Genomic DNA, 19294 nt, shown 5'->3' on the forward strand with positions numbered 1-19294 from the left:
GTCGCTTCCCCTAGATTCCTGCCGCGGCGAGCGCGATGTCCGCGAGATGACGCACGCTGCGTTCGGCGTCTCGGCTCGCCTGCCGCCCCTGGTCGCCCGGCCGCAGTACGGTGTCCTGTTCCAGGACGTACCAGTACCGATAACCCGCGGCCCGCAGGGTGTGCACGAGTGCCGCGATATCGACGTCGCCCTCCCCCAGCGGCACGTACAGCCCGCGCCGCACGGCCTCGCTGTAATCCAGCTCCCCAGCTCGGACCTGGTCGGCCAGCGCGCCGCGGACGTCCTTCAGATGGACGTGCCCGATCCGCTCGGCGTGCCGCCGCGCGAGCCGAACCGGATCGGCGCCGCCGATGAGCAGATGCCCGGTGTCCAGGCAGATATCGAGATCGGAATCGGTGAGGAACCGCTCGACCTCGGCCTCGCTCTCCACGTAGGTGCCGACATGCGGGTGCAGCACTGTGCGCAGGCCGCGTGCGGCGCCGGCATCGCGGATCGCGGCGGCCGTGTCGACCAGAGCGCTCCACTCGCCGCCGTCGAGTGGTGGGCGCGTGTCGTACCCGCCGAGTCCGGTCGCGGCGGCAAGCACGAGAACTTCCGCGCCCGCGGCAGCCAGCAACGCGGTGGTGTCCTCGGCACGAGCGAGGGCATCCTGCCGGTCGCGGTGCAGCGCGACGGCGAGGAACCCGCCGACCGCGGTGATCCCGAAGGCCTCGAGCAGCCGCCGCAGTTCACCCGGATCGCGCGGCAGATAGCCGGGGGGACCGAGTTCGGTAGCGGACAGACCGAGCTCGGCCATCTCCGACAGGACGGTGCGAGCGTCGAGCACGTGACCCCAGCCGGGGACCTCGCAGACTCCCCAAGAGATCGGCGCGGCCGCGATACGCAGCGGGTAGAGAGATTCGGTCATCGGCACTTCTCCGACCTTCGCTGTCGAGTTGAGTCCGCATTGTTGGAGCGCTCCAACTATGTAACGCAGGTCATAGCGTGTCAAGGGCTTCTCTTGTCCTCCCAAAGCGCTTTCACCAGCGGATATTCCGCCAGATATGCGAACTCGGCCCGAGCAGCGCGTACGCGCGTGCGGATTAGAGCGCTCTATTGATCGACCCGCACCGACCTTGTATCGTCCGTCCCGGCAGGGCAGGTGAACGCGGAGCGGAGGCGACATGGCACGGCCGACCATGGAAGACGTCGCCGCCCGCGCGGGCGTCTCCCGCGCCCTGGTCTCGCTCGTCATGCGCAACTCCCCCAAGGTCAGCGAGCACCGCCGCCGCGCCGTGCTGGACGCGGCGAAGGACCTCGGTTATCAGCCGCACTTCATGGCCAGGTCGCTGGCGAGCCGGACCTCGAACATCGTCGGCGTCATGGTCTCCGACCTGCGCAACGCCTTCTTCGCCGACGTGATCGAGGGCATGGACGCCGCCGCGCAGGAGTGCGGCCTCGAACTGATCCTCAACACCGGCCGGCGCAGCGCCGCGCGCGAGCGCACCGCGTTGGAGAGCCTGCTCTCCTTCCGGCCAGGGGGCGTCATCCTGCTGTCTCCGATCCTGCCCGCCGCGGCCATTCGCGAAGCGGCGCACCAGGCTTCCTTGGTGCTGGTCTCCCGCACGTCCACCTTCGCCGCTGTCGACACGGTCAACGACGACGGCGAGGCGGGCGCCGCCCTCGCCGTCGATCACCTGGTCCGGCTCGGGCATCGGCGCATCGTCCACCTGGACGGCGGCGGTGCGTTCACCGCGGCGCCGCGCCGCAAGGGCTACCGCGCCGCCATGCAACGTCACGGGCTCGAACCGATGGTCGTACCGAGTGAGCACACCGACTCCGCGGGCATGGCCGCGGTGCGCAAACTGCTGAATCTGTTCTCCCGCGACAACTTTCCCACCGCGTTGGTGTGCGGCAACGACTTCAACGCCGTCGGGGCGCTGTCCGCGCTGGAGGAAGCGGGATTACGAGTGCCGGAGGACGTCTCGGTGGTCGGCTACGACAACACCTCGTTGGCCGCCCTGCGTCACGTCGCGCTGACCACCATCGACCAACCCCGCGTCCAGATGGGCCGCCTCGCGATCGAGGCCCTCACCGAACGACTCCGCGACGGCCGCACCACGCCGGTCCGCCGCCGAGTGGAACCTTCGCTCATCGTCCGCTCTACCACGACCGCCCCCCGCTGAACCGTTCCCTGATGCCCATCGCGATTCCGCCTGAAGGAGAGTCGATGTCACCACACCGAGCCGTCACGCTGGGCCTCGCCGGAACCGGCCGCATCGGGACCTCGCACGCCGAGACCCTGAGGAAACTCCCCAACGTGGCCACCGTCCTGGTCGCCGACGCCGTCCCCGAACGCGCCCGCGCCACCGCCACCGACCTCGGCGTCGAATTCGCCCCCGATCTCGACGCCCTCTTCTCCGCCGACCTCGACGGCCTGATCATCGCCACCGCCACCGACTCCCACCCCGAACTCATCATCCGAGCCGTCGACGCGGGCATCCCCGTCTTCTGCGAGAAGCCCGTGGCCGCCGACATCACCGGCACCCTCTCCGTCATCGACCACATCCGCGACTCCTCCGTCCCCGTTCAGATCGGCTTCCAACGCCGCTTCGACACCGGCTACCGCGCCGCCCGCGAAGCCATCCGTTCCGGCGAACTCGGCTGGCTGCACACCTTGCGCGCCACCACCCTCGATCCGGCCCCACCACCCGCCGAGTACATTTTCCGCTCCGGCGGCATCTTCCGCGACTGCGGAGTGCACGATTTCGACATCATTCGCTGGGTGACAGGACGCGAGGTCACCGAAGTGTTCGCCCTCGGAGCCAACCGGGGTGCGTCATTCTTCGCCGAAGCGGGCGACGTGGACACCGCCGCCGTGTTGTTGCGCCTGGACGACGGAGCCCTCGCGACCGTGTCGCTGACCCGCTACAACGGGGTGGGATACGACGTCCGGCTCGAGGCATTGGGCTCCGAGGGGAACGCCATCGTCGGACTTGACGACCGTGCGCCGCTGACCTCCGTCGAACCCGACCACAGCCCCTCCCCCCATTCCCCCTATGGGGGTTTCATGGAGCGGTTCCGTCCAGCCTATGCCGACGAACTGGCGGCATTTATCGAGGTCGCGACCGGTCAGCTCGAGAATCCCTGCCCTCCCGCCGACGCATTGGAGGCCTTCTACGTTGCCGAAGCCTGCGATCTGTCCCGGCGGGAAGGCCGGGCTGTCGAGATAGCTGAAGTCCGCCGTTGAAAGGTCGCCGGGAACAGCCGGGAGAGATTGGGGGCGCCTCAATGCTGGATCAAGCCGCCGACCGGGACGGGAGCGACATGGCCGGTGGCCGGAACGGTCCGAGCCAGCGCCAGACCGATGTCGACCAGTGAAGACCGGCGCAGCCCGGCGACATCGGAAATCGGGGTCCAGATCGGCTCGGCGGTCTCACCATTCGGCTCATGCCGCAGTCGCCCGTCGGTGACGCGGACCCGGTAGAAAATGCCGACATTCTGGTGCTCGGCTCCGGCATGCGCGGCCGCCGCGGGAATTACCCTCGAGTCCACGCCGAGCAGACGTTCGACCACCCCGTGGCAGCCGGTTTCTTCAGCGAGCTCTCGGATCACCGCGTCGAACGGGTCCTCCGCGTGCTCGACCCCACCGCCCGGAAGAGTCCAGTTGGTCTCGCCCCTCGGTGGTACGTAACGGACGAGCAGCACCCGTCCGTCCTCGATACAGACGGCGTATGCCGCCAGCCTGAAACTCATCCCCGACACCTCCCGCCGGACCCTATCCCAACGTCCTCCACTCCGGCGACTCGCTGTCGACGGCCGCGACAAACACGAACGGGTAAGCGAAAATGGTGCAGGAACTCTCACGAGGGGCCTCCATGAGTACGCATACGGCTGTCGGCCGCCCTGTCCAGCGAGCATGGCCGATCGTCGGCCACGGCCTAGCGCTACGAAGCAGGCCATTGCAGTTCTTCGCTGAGCTGCACCGGAGCCCGGAACCGTTGGCGCGAATCCGGTTGGGCAGCAAAGACGCCTACCTGGTGACCGCGCCGGAGCTGATCGTTTCGTTGCTGCGCGGCAAGGAGGCGCACAGCGTCGAGAAGGGGGCGTTCTTCGAGGCCATGCGGGCGCTGCTGGGCGATGGTTTGTCCGTGTCGGCCGAGCCCAAGCACCTGCGGCATCGCCGCCTGATGGCACCGGCCTTTCACCACGAGAAGATCGCCGGCTATGTGCGGATCATGCAGCAGGAAGCCGATGCCATGGTCGACGGTTGGAGTGACGGCGCGCGATTGGAGCTCGATGACCGATTGCGGGTGCTGGCCATGCGGATCGTCGCGAAGGCTTTGTTCGCCAGCGAACTCGGCGAAGCGGTGGTCGCGGAGTCGCTGCGTTCATTTCCGGTGATCGTCGACGAGCTACCGAAACGCACCATGATGCCGTGGCTGGCGCACATCCCACTGCGCAACCGCACTTTCGATGCCGCAGTGCGCAGGCTCTCCGATGCGATCGACCGCATCATCGCCGAATACCGAGCCGGCGAAACCGATTACGGCGACTTGGTGTCGATGCTGCTCACAGCCCGCTTCGACGACGGCACCGGGCTCACCGATCGCGAACTCCACGACGAGGTGATGACGCTCTACGCCGCGGGTTTCGCAACCACAGCCAACACCATGGCTTTCGCCTTCTACGAGTTGGCGCGGCGCGCGGACGTGCGAGAGCGAGTCGAAGAGGAAGTCGCCGAAGTGCTGCGCGGCGGCCCGGTAACCGCTGACAACATCCAGCGTCTCCAGTACACCGAGCGAGTGATGACCGAGACACTGCGCCGATACGCTCCCACCTGGCTCGGCACACGCGAAACGATCGAGAAACTCGACCTCGGCGGCGTCACGCTCCCCGCGGGCACCACGCTCTTCTACTCGCCGTACACGCTGCACAACAACCCGAAGCACTTCGACGATCCGGCCCGGTTCGACCCGGACCGATGGACGCCGGAATACCGCAAGTCCGTCACCCGATCCGGGATATACCAGCCCTTCGGCCTCGGCAACCGAAACTGCATCGGCGAACCGTTCGCGTGGTACGAAGCGGTCACCATTTTGGCTACGGTCGTTGCCCGGGCACGTCTGGAGCTGGTGCCGGGAGCTGCCGTGCATGAGGTCGCGCGCGCCACGTTGGAGGTGAACCACCTCCCGGTGACGGTGCGGTTGCGTACCGCACCGTCGGCCTGAACAGCAGCCGCTTGTTGTGGAGGTCCCCACGACCATTGCTGGCCAGGCCGGGAACTACAAGACCTGCTCCTCCCCTGTGCAGATCGCAGCAGCTCACCACTTCCATCTGCAATTCATCAGGGAGACAACCTCAACCCACGAGCAGGACCGGACGAGTCGCAAGCCACACATATGGATGCCCCCGGGCGACAGTCCGCTAACGACTCAGGAGCCACTCGCGACTGCTCAGTGGCCAGCTCAAGGCGTTGGGTCAATTGATCTCTCTCCTCAGGACTTAGCTGCCGAGCCCGGTCGTAGAGGACGTCAAGCTTGGATCTCACTTTTCTGCCACTTCGCAGCCACCGCAACATCGTCTCCTTGTCTGCCCGCTTGAGCCCTCTGACCTGTGCGTATACCGCGTCGAGAGTTTCCGGAAGGCCGACTTCCTCGCGCACAGGCTCATTGCAGCGTTTACATTCAACCTGGAGATTGTCGATACCGTCACTACCGCCAAATTTTTGCGGTATGCGGTGCCCGGTGGACATCACTGCATTTTCAGTAGGCGGATCCGGGTAGGGTTCTCCGCTACCGACACCGCAGATGACGCACCTTCGGCCATCGCGCTCAAGCACTGCCCGCCGAACCGTAGGACTGATCTGTCCAGAGATTTTCGGGCGGGGGCCAGCACCTGGTTGCCATCCCTTCTCCGCGACCCTGTACTCGTTGGTTCGCAACTGAGCATCGTCCTGAGAAGACGGCAAGCGCCAGCCAAGTGCACGTAGTTCGCGCATCCGGCGATTAAAATGCTCTTGGTCATTCGGGACGTTGTCTGTGCCGACAGCTGCGCGAAGTTCGCGAAGTGTAAAGCGGTCCCCGATGGCCTTGCTGAAGTACAGCCAGGCCGCGATCTTGTTGACTGCGCCGTACCTCCGTTTCGTGCCAGGAGCGACCTCAAGGGTCCACCAGAGCTGGCCATCGGGGGCGTATGCAGCCGCCGGGTAGTCCTGGCCGCTCATGCGCCGACCAACTCGTCACCCTGCCTGCCCCCAAAGGCAGGACGCGGATGGGAATTCGCCGATAGGTTGAAGAAGAACATGCGAGACAGACACCTCTTCACTGCTGGACTGACGGGCTCCATAAGACTATGCAGAGGCTGCTTGCATAGGCAGAGAGGGCTGTCGCAAGAGCAGTTCGGAGACGACAGCAGTACTGTAAAAGCGACGTCGAGGCTGCGACACTCGCTCAACCACACAGATAGTACGGACCTCGCCTCAGCGTTGACCATTGCCTACTCGAAGGGCCTTGAGATGCTTCCCCGGGTTCATGAGCATATCACCGCATTCCGACCACAGCCCCATGCGCCGTGGCGAAGATAATTTCTTCAAATCTTCCGGGAAAAAGCGCCGCTGTTCGGTATAAAATAAATAGCTCGTCCGGGGTCTCATCGAGAGCATACGTCGCGTAGTCCTGATGAACGAGCTGGTTCCTGAGTCGACCAAGCCGCATAAATGAGAAGTGCTGCTTCTCAAATTCAGTATCGTTTTTTAGCGTTTCTTCAAACAACTTGGAGCAGTCTGGACCGAAGCTGCCGAAGAATGACTTTGCCTTTCCCGCATTCCAGTCGAATAGTTGGTGATACCCGCGATCCATCACTCGTTTCGTCACAAACACGCCAAGCTCATCGCGACCATGCTCGCAGAACATTGACCCAATAACCTTTTTGACCTGATTTTCCAGACTGCTTGCCGCTGCTACAAGGATGACCTTATGGTAAGTGCGGTTCAGCGCAGCCAAACCCGAAGGGCTCCGGTCCTTCAAATCTTCCACCAGACCGCGATAATCTTCGTAAAGGGACCTAACGGGGCCAATCATGTCACGATCGACCGTCACCGCTGTCATTCGAGGTTCTCGATTTCCTCCTCGGCGAGCCTCACCCGATTCTTGATATTAATCGGCTTGGTCGACCCTTCCTGGAGGGTGCCCGCAAATTCACCACCAGTCTTCACGCGAGACACCGACTCCGCAATGCGCTTCGGATCCACATACGGCTTCCCCCTGCGGACCCATGCTGCGAAGAAACTCTCGAATAGGACTCCGCTAAACTTTCCACCGCGCGAGAAAGTGTCGCCAGGCTGATCGGAAAATATACCAAAAAACGCACGAAGATCCGATACTGCATCATCGGCCTGCTCGGGAGAGAACTTTTTCACTTCTTCACAGAAAACGTTGACAAAGGCAGCCATTGAACCGCTGAACTTATCAAGCTTGCGCGCTAGCGCCAGGCTGCGAAGCAGAAATTCAGTATCTCTCATACGAGGGTCTGGACTCCTCTGGCCGACCAGTGCCCTCCATTCAGGTTGAAGATTTAGCTCCAATACTGAATTTATCATATAGGAATGATACAGACTCGCTCGGATCTCCTGTGGAGACAGGTTTACTCCACCCGTGTTCAGTCGACTGAATATCTCGTAGATGGCTGAGTCACCTGCTGGGCTCATCTGTTTCACGACGATATTTCTGATTGTCCGAAGATCCAAAACTATTCTATCGTCTTTCAAAGTTTTGTATGAAAGGCCATGATACCTGTTCGGCTGACCGGAGGCCGACTTGGGAAGCGTAAGCTTGAAGTCCGTAAAGTAGGTATCGTCATGCAGAAACTCTTCGTCGATCACCCCCGAGCTAAGACTGGGCCGAAGTTCGCCCCTGATCTTGGGAAGCGGAAAGCGCCCCTTAGCGAAAAAGAAAAGAGTAAGTAGACGCTGCTGGCCATCGATCACGATGAAATTATTGCGGCTTTCTTCATACAAGAACACCTGCGGAACCGGCAGTCCGATCATCAGTGATTCTATCAGCTTCGATGCGCGCTTCTGATCCCAGACGAAATTTCGCTGAAAAGCGGGAATCTTTAATGCGCCCGATTCAATAAAGTTTACAATAGTTGTGAAGTTCCAGTCATTTGGCGAAGAGACTATGTCGTACTCAATTACTGAAACATCTTCCTGCTCCTGCGACGCGTCGTCGAGCCAAGAAGCGCGCTCATTACGGGGCAGCCCTACGCCCTGGTAACCGCTGGAGCTGGCCTCCGCATCGCCGCGATCTCCCTCGTCGTAGTCACTTTCCATACCAGCCAGCCCCTTACTAGATTGATGGTCTCCTACCACTCCCGCTGGCGCATCGTATCCGACTGCCGTACACCGGAGCCGAAGTTTCCAAGGTGCTTGGCCATGGCACATATCAAGGCGCGATCTGGTAGAACAAGGGACCGTGGCGCTGGAATGGTTGGATGCTGACGGAGCGTAGTCGGCGGGGGGCGCCTGCCCGGTGCCTACCCTCGACCACCAACCTGGCGGAGCTGTGTAGCGGTGCGACACCGGTTGCGGCGCCGCCGGCTCAATCCGCCACGGCTGCCTAGCGGTGAGAGTCCCGCCCGAAGCGGTCGACAGTGAGTGTGTTCGAGCGAGCTTGCTCGAATGCACCGCCACGAGCGCGTTCTTCACAAACTCCTCGTTGCCCAGTCCCAGGCATGAGGCCCCTCCCGATGAGAGTCTTATTGGCCCACGTGAGGACTGGCAGGGAGATCGTGCGGAAGGTGCGCCGATGGGTTGGCCGCTGCGGGTTGATCGGCTGAAAGATCCGCGGAGCTGAAGGTGGCGAGGCGAAACGAGGACCACAGTCAGCCAGCAGTCTGGCGAACTTCAGGCACGCGAACCCGCCGGCGATGGCCGGTTGCATGTGCCCGCCCGGCGACTATCGCAGCCCTCACCTGCGCATTGGGGCGGTGTACCAGGGCGCCGCACCGGCCGAATTCGCCCTTCGCCGTACGAGGACCTCTCCGGATGTGCATTTCGAACTGTTCGCCACCAACGGCGGACGGTCCGCACGGCGAACGGCGACACGCTGTCGACACGCCCGCCCCACGACAGCAGTCATCTTGAGGCACACTCACCCTCGAACATGCCGCAAACGAACCGCAACATCATATGAAAGGGTCAGAGACGGCAGCGATCCTACTCCAAGGTACATTGCGCAGTGTGACAGGTTTGTTTGATTTAATCGATACCACCGATCATGCTCTTGAAGAAGTGGCTGCCGAAATCAGGCGGCTAGATCCCGACGGCAGTCGGTGGGCTGATGTATTTCGCCATACATACGACATGATATACAACGGGGCAGAAACCGGCCGCTATCATTGGTCGCAACTTATGAAGACAGAGAAAACGCACTTCGGGACCCTGTTCGAGATCAACGCGCAGCGGGCGTTTGAGTTCGAAGGGGGTGACACCACTGATTATCGCATTGCCGGTCATCAGGTAGACGCAAAATGGAGTCAAACCAGCGGTGGATGGATGCTACCGCCAGAGGTCTTCGATGAGATTGCGTTGGTCGCGACGGCGAGCGATGTCGAAGCTAGATTTTCGCTCGGGCTAGTCCGAGTCAAGGCCGAGTATCGACGGGTGGGCTCGAACCGCGACATGAAGAGCAGTTTAAATGCAGCAGGCCGTGCCGCTGTTCTCTGGTTGTGGCGAGATGCCACGATGCCTGCGAATATATTGCTGCAACTCCCTGACCACGTGGTCAAACATATCTTCGACAACCGCTATGGCACGCAAAGAGTGAACAGATTGTTTCGCGCTACTGAGGGTCGGCTAGTTCATAGAAACACTGTTCGAACTGTAGCCATGCAACTCGATGATCAGAAACGGGTGCGCAAAAACGGCGGAGCGCGAAGCGCGCTCAAACCCGAGGGGATCATCATACTGAGCAGTTATCACGCACACCTCGCTCAGCGTTTAAGAATCCCAGTACCAGACAGTAAACACTACATCTCGGTGCGCGTCGTTCCCGGGAGTGATGGTGACCCCATCATCGGCGGCATGCCCTGGAGGCGAGCCATGCCTGATGACGCAACGCATATTGCGCCAGAACTGCCAGAACCAGGCATACGCGAAGAATGAAGACGTGGGTGCGGTAGCGCTTGCCACCGCACCCACAGGTCACCACTTCCAATCAACTAATTTTCGACCGATTCTTTCTGAAACTCTCGTGCCGCAAATGATCATGTTGACCAGTAAAGGCGCGGAATCCTCCGAGTCTGTACGAAACCAAGCCGTTACGCTCTTTTTCTTCTATCTCAAAGTCGCGACTGAGCAGGTCAATACGGCGAGCTATTTCTAGTTCGTTCAAATATGCTTCTGACTTACTGGCTATGTCGGCAACAGTCATATACTCACCGCTGTCTCGAAGTACTCGATAGATTGGATCTACAGCTGATTTATTCGAGCCATTTTGGGACACAGAGGAATCTATTTGTGCACCATTGAGCGCACTGGCGATCGCCAGCCCGAGAGCCTTGGCGACAGGCGGCGGGAATGCATTTCCGATTTGCCGATACTTAGCAGTCTTGCGGCCCTCAAACTCCCACTTAAATTCACGGTCATCCCATCCTTGGAGGCGCGCGACCATCTCTGGCGTGAGTTTCGGTCCCAGGGAAGTTATCGACCGATCATTTCGAGAGTAGGGCTTATCGTCGTCATGCAGACCATAGCCATCAATACCCATCTCCTTCCAAGCAAGTTTTGCACGAGTTGGACCAAGGTCCGCTCCCCCGTGTTTTTTAGATCCACCGACGACCGTCGGGGCGACTTTGTCGGCACGCTGCACCCATGCCTTCAGGGCGGCATCGTCGTCGAATACCTTCTTGCGCTTCATGAGGTCACATAGCGTTTCACCTACTGTGGGCACTTTTTCGCTCGGTGTGGGCCATTGGAAGAACTGGAAGTAAAAATGCCGCATAGCGATCAATACGAAGCGTGGGCGTAGTTGAGGGACTCCATATTGGGAAGCTTGAATAATCTTCCATTCTGCAGAATAGCCCAATCCATGAAGCCGGTCGAGAACGTGCTGACGATACCCGGCGAATCGCGGCATACTGAGCCCCCGAACATTCTCCAGTAAGAGTGCCCGGGGCTGGATGGTTTCGACTTGCTCTACTGCCCATGCAAACAAGTCTCTTTCGTCGTTTGCGCCGAGCTGTTTTCCAGCGATTGAAAACGGAGGACAGGGTACTCCACCAGCCAGCAAGTCGATTTCACGTTTCGGTGCCGTTGGTTTGTAATCTGCCGGGTCCCAAACCTGTTTGTCGGCAACGTCCCCATGTCGAATGTTCCATTTAGGGCGGTTCTTCCTAAGCGTCTCGACTGCAGTGCCATCGAGTTCTATTGCAAGTTCATGCTCGAAGCCGGCGCGCTCGAGGCCGAGAGCTTGACCGCCTGCGCCAGCGCAGATCTCAATGACCCGAAGTTTTGTCACAACGATGCCTTTCGGTGTCGTGGCCGGCGGCGTCCGGGCCAATCGTCAGGTGTATCTTTCCGTAGGGCGTCTTTCCTCGTACAGCCGGAGTGGACATGACTGACAGCAAGGCGGAGATGGCCCGACGGACGGCGCATGAGCGAGGCCTCTATCCGGCTCCGCTCGATGCTGGCCGTTCCCGCAACATGCAGGCGAACCGGCGAGCCGACACCAAGCCCGAGGTGACGCTCCGCCGCGCCTTGCACCGACGTGGATACCGCTATCGCAAGGACCTTCGCATGGAGGTTGGCTCGGTGAAGGTCCGCCCAGACATCGTTTTCACCGCCCGCAAAGTCGCCGTGTTCGTGGACGGGTGCTTCTGGCATGTCTGTCCTGTACACGGTCGGCAGCCGACTACGAACGAGTGGTACTGGGCGCCGAAGCTTCGCCGGAACGTCGAACGTGATCGCGCGGCAGACGCTGCCTTGACCGGTGCAGGGTGGAAAGTTGTTCGCCTCTGGGAGCACGAGGGACTCGAGGCTGCTGTGCAGGCCGTGCTTCGCGCTCTCGGAGACGGGCTCGAACATGCGAGCGATCTTAGAGCGAAGGGCTGACAAACGAACCGACCGCCCGGCGCGTCGGGCAAATGTACCTTGTGAAGTTGGCCGAAATCGCGTTCGAAGTCCTCGTCAAGAGGCCGGTGACGCCTCGGAGGCAGCGTACTTCCAGGCCGACCGCCGAGCTCAATGTATGACCGCTACATGGCATCGCACTCGTTAATCCCCGTGGTGCCTCAAGGCGTCGATCAGTCGCTACACCCAGGGCTACGAGGAGTTCGGCGTTCGAGGGTTGTCAGTATCAGCAGATCCATAGCTGAGACCTCATCGGCAATAGCGGCGCCTTCGACAACCGGGTCGAGGATCGGCGCGGCGTACAATCGCCCAGTGTCGGGGCCAGCGACACTGCGAGCACTGGCGATCAACTCGTACAGCACAACGGCGAACAGGCGCATTCGGTCGGCATCGTTGTGCGTGCGACCAGTCGCCGTTCCGGCGGCGTTGCCGAACGCAGCCAACACCTCCGTGAGCACGTCGATTTCGGCCTCCGCCCGAGCGTCGTAGTTCATGACCGGTCCCGCCCGTCGTACGCAAATGCACGGATTGGTCAGATGGAGCTCGGTGACTTCGCCTTGGAACGGAGCGCGGTCGTCGACCACGCGAATGCCGGTCCATGGGCATCGACCGTGTATCGCACCGACCGGTGCGGTATGCGGCGCGATCCGTCCCGCGACAAGCGGCACAACGAGGTCACGGCAGATCTTCGATGGGCAGCGCACGCCCCGAAGTTCACCTGTCGCGTGATCGAGCTTCGTTACACCACCACAGTGCGTAGCGGTGATCCATGGTTCGCATTCCGGACCGCACCCGTGCGCGCCGTCAGACATGGCTCACCAGTCCTTTCCGCTTGCTCGATTGCTGCGCAGCACACCCGCGAATCGCATCGACCACGGCCTTACCGGACGGCCGAAACGAGTCGCGCGGCGGCTGGACCCACGCGCGAAACAACCCTGGGCGCTGGCCCGGTCCAGGTAGGGCAATGATCCCTCCGCCACGGATGATGGAGACCTGCAACCGCGACATCTCTGCGAACAACCCGATCGCGTCCGGGAGATCCGCACACGCCAGGAATGTCCAGCTTTGCGAACGCGGATGCGTCAGAATCGGGCCGACCTCCTGGCCGTGGCACTGCATCCGCATCTTCACTGCAGAGCCGATGAAGGCGGGCATCATCAGCCCGCACACGACGCCGGTTCGGATCACGATCCGCCCCGTATGCGGCGGGTCTACTTCGGCGGGCAGATCACACGTCTTTCGGTAGAAATGGCACACCGACAACGGCGTGTCCTGGATGTCGTTCGGCGAACTCATTCGGGTGTCCCTCCGCCTGGTTCAACGTGGTAGGCACCCACCGCCGGGGAGTCCGTGTAGGTCCGATTCGACCCGGCGGCGGGGCTGCCTTCAGCTTCGCCATGTTCGGCATGTGATCCCAGCCATAGAAGCCGCATAGACATAATACGCTTGCGCCGCCAGGCATTGCAGGGGAATCAGGGGGTGAGCATGATCGTCAACAAATGGACGAAGGTCGAAGTCAAGGCGCTGCGCTCGGCGGCCCTTCGGCTGACGCAGGAGCAGTTTGCGGAACGAACAGGCTTTCAGGTTGCGACGATCCGCAAGTGGGAGCGCGCCACGGCGGACAAGCCAGTACGCAATGACTCCGCAAGCGCATTGGACACCGAACTCGCTCGGCTCACGGACGAACAGCGTGCCCGCTTTCGAGCCGAGGTCCACGACTTACGCGACGCCGCGATACCGCTCGCTCGCCAACGTCTCACCGACGCGGGCGGCGATAGCCTGGTTGTGGGCGGCCAACACAGCACGGCGGAAACCGAGGTTGATGTGAAGCGACGCAAATTCGGAATGCTGATGGGAGCCGCGTTGCTAGCGGCAAGCGGCGATGGCGATGCGGCTCCGGCTCGCATCGGTGTCGCTGACGCGCGACGACTCGATGACTTCGCCGCCTACCTGTGCCGCCGCGAACAGGAGATCGGCGGCGCGGCACTCGTGCAAGATGCCGTCCAAGCGCTCGAAGCTGCGAAACGCCTGCTCGACACGTGCGCGTTCTCCGAAAACGCTGGCCGCGCATTCATGAGCGCCACAGGAGAACTCGCGACCATCGCCGGATGGCTGGCCTACGACTCCGAGCTGTACCCAGTTGCCCGGCGCTGCTACGCCGACGCATTCGGTTTGGCGAACCAGGCAGGCAACGACGTGCTGACCGTACACGTGTGTATGAACGCCGCACTGCTGGCGGTGTCCCGTGAGCGCAGCGGAGAGGCGAACCCCCATCATGCGCTCAACCTCGCCGACCGCGCCCGGGAACTCACCCGTGGTGACGCACCCGGCCGTATCCATGCCCTCATCGCCACACGCGAAGCGCAAGCGTTCGGGATTCTCGGCGACCGGGCCGCATTCGGTAAAGCCATCGCTACAGCATGGCGGGAACTCGATTTCGCGCTCGACCACGAGGCGCACGAAGAATGTCCGTCCTGGCTGCGATTCGTCAGCAACAGCGAAATTAAGTACCACGAAGCCTGCGTATATGGACATTTCGGCGACTACGCGAAGTCCGCCGACCTGCACGCCGGCCTTGCTCTGGAACAGGCCGGAGCTCGAAATTCCGCGTGCTATCGGGCAGGCTCGGCGACGGCGCTAGTAGAAGCCGGGGACATCGATGCCGCCGTCGAACAAGGGATATCTGTTCTCGCCGACCTGGAAGGTTCCGTGTCCTCCATTCGCACCCTGCGTCGGCTGGAATCGGTGCGCATGGTAGCCGAAGGCCGTTACGACGAGTTCACGACCCGATTCGACGAACTGGCGGGAAAGGTTGTCACCGCGTGAAGCCCGAGCAGTCCGCGCCAGTCGACGGCGTCGACTTCCAGCACTGCACCGCCGCACAGGCCCGCGAACTCCGCATCGAAATCGAACGCATCTTCCGCGACTCCTACGTCGATGCGATCGAATCCGGCCAAGAGTTCGAGTCGCCCGAGGCGTTCATGCATCGGTTCGACGCCTACACCGACCCCGCCCGCACTGGCGCTTTCGAGTTGGTGATCGCTCGTCTCGACGGCGAACTCTGCGGCCAGGCATGGGGTTGGCCGCTCACCGCCGAGACCGCGTGGTGGGACGGATTGCGGCTCGATGAAGGCGACCAGGTGGCCTTCACCGCCGAGAATGGTTCCCGCACATTTGCGTTCAGCGAGATCATGGTGCGCAAGCAGTTCACGGGGCGAGGTATCGCCAGTGCCCTGCACGACGAACTGCTCGAGGGTCGGCCTGAGCAGCGCGCGACACTGCTGGTCCGCCCAGACAATCACCGAGCCTATGGCAACTATCGCCGGTGGGGGTGGTACCGCGTCGGCACTCTGCGACCGAGCTGGCCAGATGCCCCGCAGTTCGATGTTCTGATGCGCGATCTACAGAAGGACTGTTCGCGCTAGCGAAGCCGTCTTGAACCTTGGAGGGACGCAACCGACTGATCTCTGACGAGGAGTGAGCCGTCTGTCCGCATGGGTCGTGAGTGGCGGCGAAGACCGGCCAGAGAAGTTCGATGCAAATCGTCGCGCAAAAGTTTTCGCGCCCCTACGCAGGCAGTAGCCGCGCGACAACTTCGGTCAGCTGCCTGACGTTCCGGCATTCGTGCATTGTCACGCACTCCGCGTACACGTGGGCTGCGGAATCCCCCGTCGACCAGGACCGCAACGGCTCGGGATTGAGCCAGTAGGTGTACTTCGCCCGGTCGACAATCGTCTGCACCGCAGCGAGGTTCGGGTCCGTGCGATTGGTCCGGCCATCACCGAGGATGAGCACGGACGTGCGCGGACCGAGGGCATCGGCATAGTTGTCGAGGAACCCTTGGAACGCTTCGCCATAGTTGGAACTGCCGAAGCGGGCGACCTTGGTGGAGCGGATGATTCGGGCGGCTGTTCCGGGAGTGGGCGGTTCGCCGGGGGTGAAAAAATCGGTGATTTCGTCGCAGGTGTCGACGAAGCCGAAGCTGCGGACCTTGCTGAACTGGTCTTGCAGGGCCTGGATGAGGTGGAGGGTGAATTCGGCGAAGCCGGTGACCGAGCCGGAGAGGTCGGCCAGGACGACGAGGTCGGGACGGCCGTGTTTGCGGGCGCGCAGGACCGGGTCGATGGGGACGCCGCCGGTGGACATGGAGCGGCGCAGGGTGCGGCGCAGGTCGATTCGGCCGCGCACGGCTTTGCGGCGGCGGACGGCGAGGCGGGTGGCGAGTTTGCGGGCCAAAGGGTGGACGAGGCGGCGCATTTCGGCGAGGTCCTGTTCGCGGGCGCCCAGGAAATCGATCTGGTCGATGCTGGATTCGACGCCGCGGCGGGCGATGTATTCGGTCCCGCGCAGTTGCGCCGAGCGCAGCCGGGCCTCGGTTTGGACGGCGGTGCGGAATGCGGCGAGGCGGCGGTTGGCTTCGATGGTGTGGACGGCGGTGTCGAGCTGGGAGGTGCCGTTCATGCCCGCGACGACGCGATCGATGAGTTCTTCCGGGCGTAGCGCTTTCATGGTCAGGTAGGAGGACCAGCCGGCGCCGGACGCGGTGGTGACCGGGCCGGAGCTCTGGCCGGTTCCCACGCCGCCGTAGCCGCCGAGTTCGGTCAGTGCCTGGCGGGCCAGTTCGGCAGCCGACTCCGAATCATCCTGGGCCAGTGCGGAGACGAGCCGATCTCGCAGCGCCTCGATGGATTCGGTTGTCGACTGGTCGGCGGGCTGTGGCTGCTGCGCGGTCAGGAAGTAGAGGTCGAAGAGTTGATCGAACACGGCGCGTTGACCATTGCGGCGCAGCAGGCAGGCGGCCATGCCGGAGCGCAGGCGATCGCGGTCGGCGAGCCCGAGGGCGATCATCGCCTCGGCCGCGTCGATGGTTTCGCTCGGCCCCGCATTGATGCCGTGGTCGCGCAGCAACCCAACGAATTCGACCAGCCGATCGGTCACCGAGTCGGGGCGAGACTTCGTCCGGCTTCCACGTCCCTCCGCCGAACTCATGCTCTGCCGCGACCTGGCGTGGGTGCGACCGCAGTACGCAGCCCGGGCTTCCATCCGGCGAAGGCAACCCCTGGTGCGCGAAGTGCCGCGCCGACCGGCGGGGAACTGACCGCATGATCGAGCACAACCTTCATCGCGCCACGCTCCCCTGCTCGCCGTCCGAGTCGAGCAACCCGAGCCGCTCGATCGCCAAGCGATGGTCGGACTGGTACTTCAAGAGCACGCCGAGCGTCGAGCGGACGACGCCGCCACTCAGATTGCGCGCCCCGAGGGCGACCAGCGTCTTCGCCCAGTCGACGGTCTCGGAGATCGACGGAGCCTTGCGCAACGAGAGCTGCCGTAGTGCGCCGACCACGCGAACCACCGGCTCCCCCAGCGCCTCGTCCAGCTCGGGAACCTTCATCCGCACGATCGCCCGCTCCAGTTCCGCCGTCGGGTAGTCGATGTGCAGGTAGAGGCAGCGCCGCTTGAGCGCTTCGGACAGCTCGCGGTGGGCGTTGGAGGTCACGATGACGAACGGTTTGCGCACCGCGGTGACGGTGCCGAGTTCCGGAATGCTCACCTGATAATCGCCGAGCACTTCGAGCAGCAGCCCTTCCAGCTCGACGTCGGCCTTGTCGAGTTCGTCGATGAGCAGCACCGTGGAACGCGGATTGCTGATGGCGGCCAGCAACGGGCGCGCCAGTAGAAACTCTTCGGTGAAGACGTGGTCGCGGGTGCTGTCCCAGCCTTCGTTGTCCGTCGCGGTGATGCGGAGCAGTTGCTTGGCGTGGTTCCACTCGTAGAGCGCGCGTGCCTCGTCGATGCCCTCGTAGCACTGCAAGCGCACCAGGTCGGAGGCGGTCGCGGTGGCGACGGCCTTGGCCAGCTCGGTCTTGCCGACGCCCGCGGGACCCTCGATCAGCAGGGGCTTGCCGAGGTGGCCCGCGAGGAACACGGCCGTGGCGATGTCGAGGGACGGGATGTACCCGGCCTCGGTGAGGCGCGCGGTCGCCTCGTCCACCGACGCGAAGAACTTACTCATCGGTAACTAGTCTAGCCGGGCGGTCTCGGCCTCAGCTCGGCCCCGCCGCCCGGAAATGGCTCGGTTCGGCGTCGGACGGCACGGCGCTCGCCATGGTGAACGGCTCGACCAGAGCACGCAGTTCGACCAGGTGCCTGGCGTGCGCGTCGAGTGCGCGGTCCTCCTCGGAGACCGGCTCCCACTGGCGCACAGGTCGCGCTTTTCCGTCGTCGTCCACCGTGACAACGACGGCGAGACCGTGCGCCGCCAGCGCCGGTTCGTCGGAGTGCGCGTCGGTGGAGGTCACGTGCACACTCACGTGCATGCTGCGCGGGCCGGTGTGGATCAAGCGCGCGGTGACTTCGACGACGTGACCGATCACGATCGGCCGGTAGAAGCGGATGCCGCCGAAGTAGGAGGTGAGGACGCGCTGTCCGGCCCAGTCCGCGCCGCACACGTACGCCGCTTCGTCGATCCACCGCATCGTCCGGCCACCGTGAACTTTGCCGCCCCAGTTGATGTCCGAAGGCGCTGCGAGAAAGCGCAGCGTGGCGCTGGGCGCGGTGCCCGCGCCGGTGTATCGCTGCGCGGCCATCGCCTCCTCGATGTGCTTTCGCACCGAGATCCGGGCACACGCCTGCCGGTGCCGCTGCAATTCCAGCAGCGAGGTCGGATTCCATTGCGGGACTTCGACAGTGCGCCGGTCGTCGTCCACCGCGACGAAGATCGTCAGGCATTGCGCCGACTGCACCGGCTTCACCCGGGTGGGATCGGTCGAATAGACCGTGACGAGAATGTGCATGCTGGTGCGCCCGGTATGGACGAGATTCGCGTGCAATTCGACCAGCTCACCGACCGCGATCGGGCGGTCGAGATGAATGTTGCCGACGTAGGCGGTGACGCAGTAGCGGCCGCTCCACTGTGCCGCCGCCGCGTAGGCGACCTTGTCGATCCATTCGAGGAGTTTGCCGCCGTCGACCGATCCCAGGATGCCCGCCTCGGCGGGCTGGACGAGGAAGCGGTGAATCGCCTCGGGACGCCGACCGGCCGCGGCCGGATTCGAGACTGTCGCGCGCGGGTCGATGTCTATCGATTTGGGCAAGGTTCACAATCCGTTCGGGCAGAGAATCTTCGGCTACCTGACCCCGTTGTCCGGGAGAACCTTAAGCCCCGGCGTCGATACGAGCGAGTAA

General features: G+C 62.8%; 18 protein-coding genes. 7 read left to right on the forward strand and 11 right to left on the reverse strand.

What is annotated here, in order from left to right; all coding sequences use genetic code 11:
- Window positions 1-10: 10 nt before the first annotated feature.
- Entirely contained in the window at window positions 11-907 is an 897-nt protein-coding gene (locus NA8_RS01390) for a TIM barrel protein (protein ID WP_063048523.1), read from the reverse strand.
- 256 nt (window positions 908-1163) lie between these two features.
- Between NA8_RS01390 and NA8_RS01395 the strand changes: the two genes are divergently transcribed.
- Both NA8_RS01395 and NA8_RS01400 read left to right on the forward strand, forming a co-directional pair.
- The gene (locus NA8_RS01395) at window positions 1164-2165 is read left to right on the forward strand and encodes a LacI family DNA-binding transcriptional regulator (RefSeq protein WP_063048524.1); all 1002 of its coding nucleotides are present in this window, start codon (window positions 1164-1166) and stop codon (window positions 2163-2165) included.
- 44 nt (window positions 2166-2209) lie between these two features.
- Entirely contained in the window at window positions 2210-3229 is a 1020-nt protein-coding gene (locus tag NA8_RS01400) for a Gfo/Idh/MocA family protein (RefSeq protein ID WP_063048731.1), read from the forward strand.
- 38 nt (window positions 3230-3267) lie between these two features.
- Here the strand turns inward: NA8_RS01400 and NA8_RS01405 are convergent, their stop codons facing one another.
- Window positions 3268-3735 (reverse strand): NUDIX hydrolase, encoded by a 468-nt coding sequence (locus tag NA8_RS01405; RefSeq protein ID WP_063048525.1) that lies wholly within the window; start codon window positions 3733-3735, stop codon window positions 3268-3270.
- Window positions 3736-3857: 122 nt separating this feature from the next.
- Here NA8_RS01405 and NA8_RS01410 point away from each other — a divergent pair, with 122 nt between their 5' ends.
- Entirely contained in the window at window positions 3858-5210 is a 1353-nt protein-coding gene (locus NA8_RS01410) for a cytochrome P450 (protein WP_169810438.1), read from the forward strand.
- A gap of 116 nt (window positions 5211-5326) precedes the next feature.
- Here the strand turns inward: NA8_RS01410 and NA8_RS35980 are convergent, their stop codons facing one another.
- The 3 genes from NA8_RS35980 to NA8_RS01420 all read right to left on the reverse strand — a co-directional run bounded on the left by NA8_RS35980 (window position 5327) and on the right by NA8_RS01420 (window position 8311).
- Window positions 5327-6205, reverse strand: a complete 879-nt coding sequence (locus NA8_RS35980; protein ID WP_501193534.1) for an HNH endonuclease — start codon at window positions 6203-6205, stop codon at window positions 5327-5329.
- A gap of 316 nt (window positions 6206-6521) precedes the next feature.
- Window positions 6522-7079, reverse strand: a complete 558-nt coding sequence (locus NA8_RS01415) for a HEPN domain-containing protein (protein ID WP_157106460.1) — start codon at window positions 7077-7079, stop codon at window positions 6522-6524.
- Between the two features lie 5 nt (window positions 7080-7084).
- Window positions 7085-8311 (reverse strand): DUF262 domain-containing protein, encoded by a 1227-nt coding sequence (locus tag NA8_RS01420; RefSeq protein ID WP_169810439.1) that lies wholly within the window; start codon window positions 8309-8311, stop codon window positions 7085-7087.
- Window positions 8312-9220: 909 nt separating this feature from the next.
- Here NA8_RS01420 and NA8_RS32335 point away from each other — a divergent pair.
- Window positions 9221-10144, forward strand: a complete 924-nt coding sequence (locus NA8_RS32335; protein WP_245663627.1) for a NaeI family type II restriction endonuclease — start codon at window positions 9221-9223, stop codon at window positions 10142-10144.
- Between the two features lie 52 nt (window positions 10145-10196).
- Here the strand turns inward: NA8_RS32335 and NA8_RS32340 are convergent, their stop codons facing one another.
- Window positions 10197-11540 (reverse strand): DNA cytosine methyltransferase, encoded by a 1344-nt coding sequence (locus NA8_RS32340; protein WP_245663628.1) that lies wholly within the window; start codon window positions 11538-11540, stop codon window positions 10197-10199.
- 53 nt (window positions 11541-11593) lie between these two features.
- Here NA8_RS32340 and NA8_RS01430 point away from each other — a divergent pair, with 53 nt between their 5' ends.
- Window positions 11594-12091, forward strand: a complete 498-nt coding sequence (locus NA8_RS01430; protein ID WP_063048732.1) for a very short patch repair endonuclease — start codon at window positions 11594-11596, stop codon at window positions 12089-12091.
- Between the two features lie 191 nt (window positions 12092-12282).
- Here the strand turns inward: NA8_RS01430 and NA8_RS01435 are convergent, their stop codons facing one another.
- Complete coding sequence (locus NA8_RS01435) at window positions 12283-12603, reverse strand: hypothetical protein (protein WP_157106462.1); 321 nt, start codon at window positions 12601-12603, stop codon at window positions 12283-12285.
- Window positions 12604-12913: 310 nt separating this feature from the next.
- Window positions 12914-13405: a hypothetical protein gene (locus NA8_RS01440; protein ID WP_063048531.1), complete on the reverse strand. Its 492-nt coding sequence runs from the start codon at window positions 13403-13405 to the stop codon at window positions 12914-12916.
- 189 nt (window positions 13406-13594) lie between these two features.
- On the opposite strand from NA8_RS01440, the gene NA8_RS01445 reads away from it, so the two are divergent.
- The gene (locus tag NA8_RS01445) at window positions 13595-14935 is read left to right on the forward strand and encodes an NsdA family TPR-like regulatory protein (RefSeq protein ID WP_157106463.1); all 1341 of its coding nucleotides are present in this window, start codon (window positions 13595-13597) and stop codon (window positions 14933-14935) included.
- Window positions 14932-15534 (forward strand): GNAT family N-acetyltransferase, encoded by a 603-nt coding sequence (locus NA8_RS01450; RefSeq protein WP_063048533.1) that lies wholly within the window; start codon window positions 14932-14934, stop codon window positions 15532-15534. The genes NA8_RS01445 and NA8_RS01450 overlap by 4 nt, the downstream gene beginning before the upstream one ends.
- A 142-nt stretch (window positions 15535-15676) precedes the next feature.
- On the opposite strand, the gene NA8_RS01455 is transcribed toward NA8_RS01450, so the two are convergent.
- The 3 genes from NA8_RS01455 to NA8_RS01465 all read right to left on the reverse strand — a co-directional run bounded on the left by NA8_RS01455 (window position 15677) and on the right by NA8_RS01465 (window position 19203).
- Window positions 15677-17098 (reverse strand): vWA domain-containing protein, encoded by a 1422-nt coding sequence (locus tag NA8_RS01455; RefSeq protein WP_063048534.1) that lies wholly within the window; start codon window positions 17096-17098, stop codon window positions 15677-15679.
- 130 nt (window positions 17099-17228) lie between these two features.
- Entirely contained in the window at window positions 17229-18122 is an 894-nt protein-coding gene (locus NA8_RS01460) for an AAA family ATPase (protein WP_063048535.1), read from the reverse strand.
- 31 nt (window positions 18123-18153) lie between these two features.
- Window positions 18154-19203, reverse strand: coding sequence for an acyl-CoA thioesterase (locus NA8_RS01465; RefSeq protein WP_245663629.1), 1050 nt, complete (start codon window positions 19201-19203; stop codon window positions 18154-18156).
- Window positions 19204-19294 lie beyond the last annotated feature (91 nt).

Origin of the sequence: Nocardia arthritidis NBRC 100137 (genome assembly GCF_001612765.1) — a bacterium.
In the GTDB taxonomy this organism is placed as follows: Bacteria; Actinomycetota; Actinomycetes; order Mycobacteriales; family Mycobacteriaceae; genus Nocardia; species Nocardia arthritidis.

Bases quoted from the DNA above. Each gene is read 5' to 3' on its own strand.
- NA8_RS01445 (WP_157106463.1), top strand. From the start codon at position 13,595: ATGATCGTCAACAAATGGACGAAGGTCGAAGTCAAGGCGCTGCGCTCG.
- NA8_RS01400 (WP_063048731.1), top strand. From the start codon at position 2,210: ATGTCACCACACCGAGCCGTCACGCTGGGCCTCGCCGGAACCGGCCGC.
- NA8_RS01430 (WP_063048732.1), top strand. From the start codon at position 11,594: ATGACTGACAGCAAGGCGGAGATGGCCCGACGGACGGCGCATGAGCGA.
- NA8_RS01460 (WP_063048535.1), bottom strand. From the start codon at position 18,122: ATGAGTAAGTTCTTCGCGTCGGTGGACGAGGCGACCGCGCGCCTCACC.
- NA8_RS01420 (WP_169810439.1), bottom strand. From the start codon at position 8,311: ATGGAAAGTGACTACGACGAGGGAGATCGCGGCGATGCGGAGGCCAGC.
- NA8_RS01390 (WP_063048523.1), bottom strand. From the start codon at position 907: ATGACCGAATCTCTCTACCCGCTGCGTATCGCGGCCGCGCCGATCTCT.
- NA8_RS01440 (WP_063048531.1), bottom strand. From the start codon at position 13,405: ATGAGTTCGCCGAACGACATCCAGGACACGCCGTTGTCGGTGTGCCAT.
- NA8_RS01410 (WP_169810438.1), top strand. From the start codon at position 3,858: ATGAGTACGCATACGGCTGTCGGCCGCCCTGTCCAGCGAGCATGGCCG.
- NA8_RS01455 (WP_063048534.1), bottom strand. From the start codon at position 17,098: ATGAGTTCGGCGGAGGGACGTGGAAGCCGGACGAAGTCTCGCCCCGAC.
- NA8_RS01435 (WP_157106462.1), bottom strand. From the start codon at position 12,603: ATGAACTACGACGCTCGGGCGGAGGCCGAAATCGACGTGCTCACGGAG.
- NA8_RS01405 (WP_063048525.1), bottom strand. From the start codon at position 3,735: ATGAGTTTCAGGCTGGCGGCATACGCCGTCTGTATCGAGGACGGACGG.
- NA8_RS35980 (WP_501193534.1), bottom strand. From the start codon at position 6,205: ATGAGCGGCCAGGACTACCCGGCGGCTGCATACGCCCCCGATGGCCAG.
- NA8_RS01395 (WP_063048524.1), top strand. From the start codon at position 1,164: ATGGCACGGCCGACCATGGAAGACGTCGCCGCCCGCGCGGGCGTCTCC.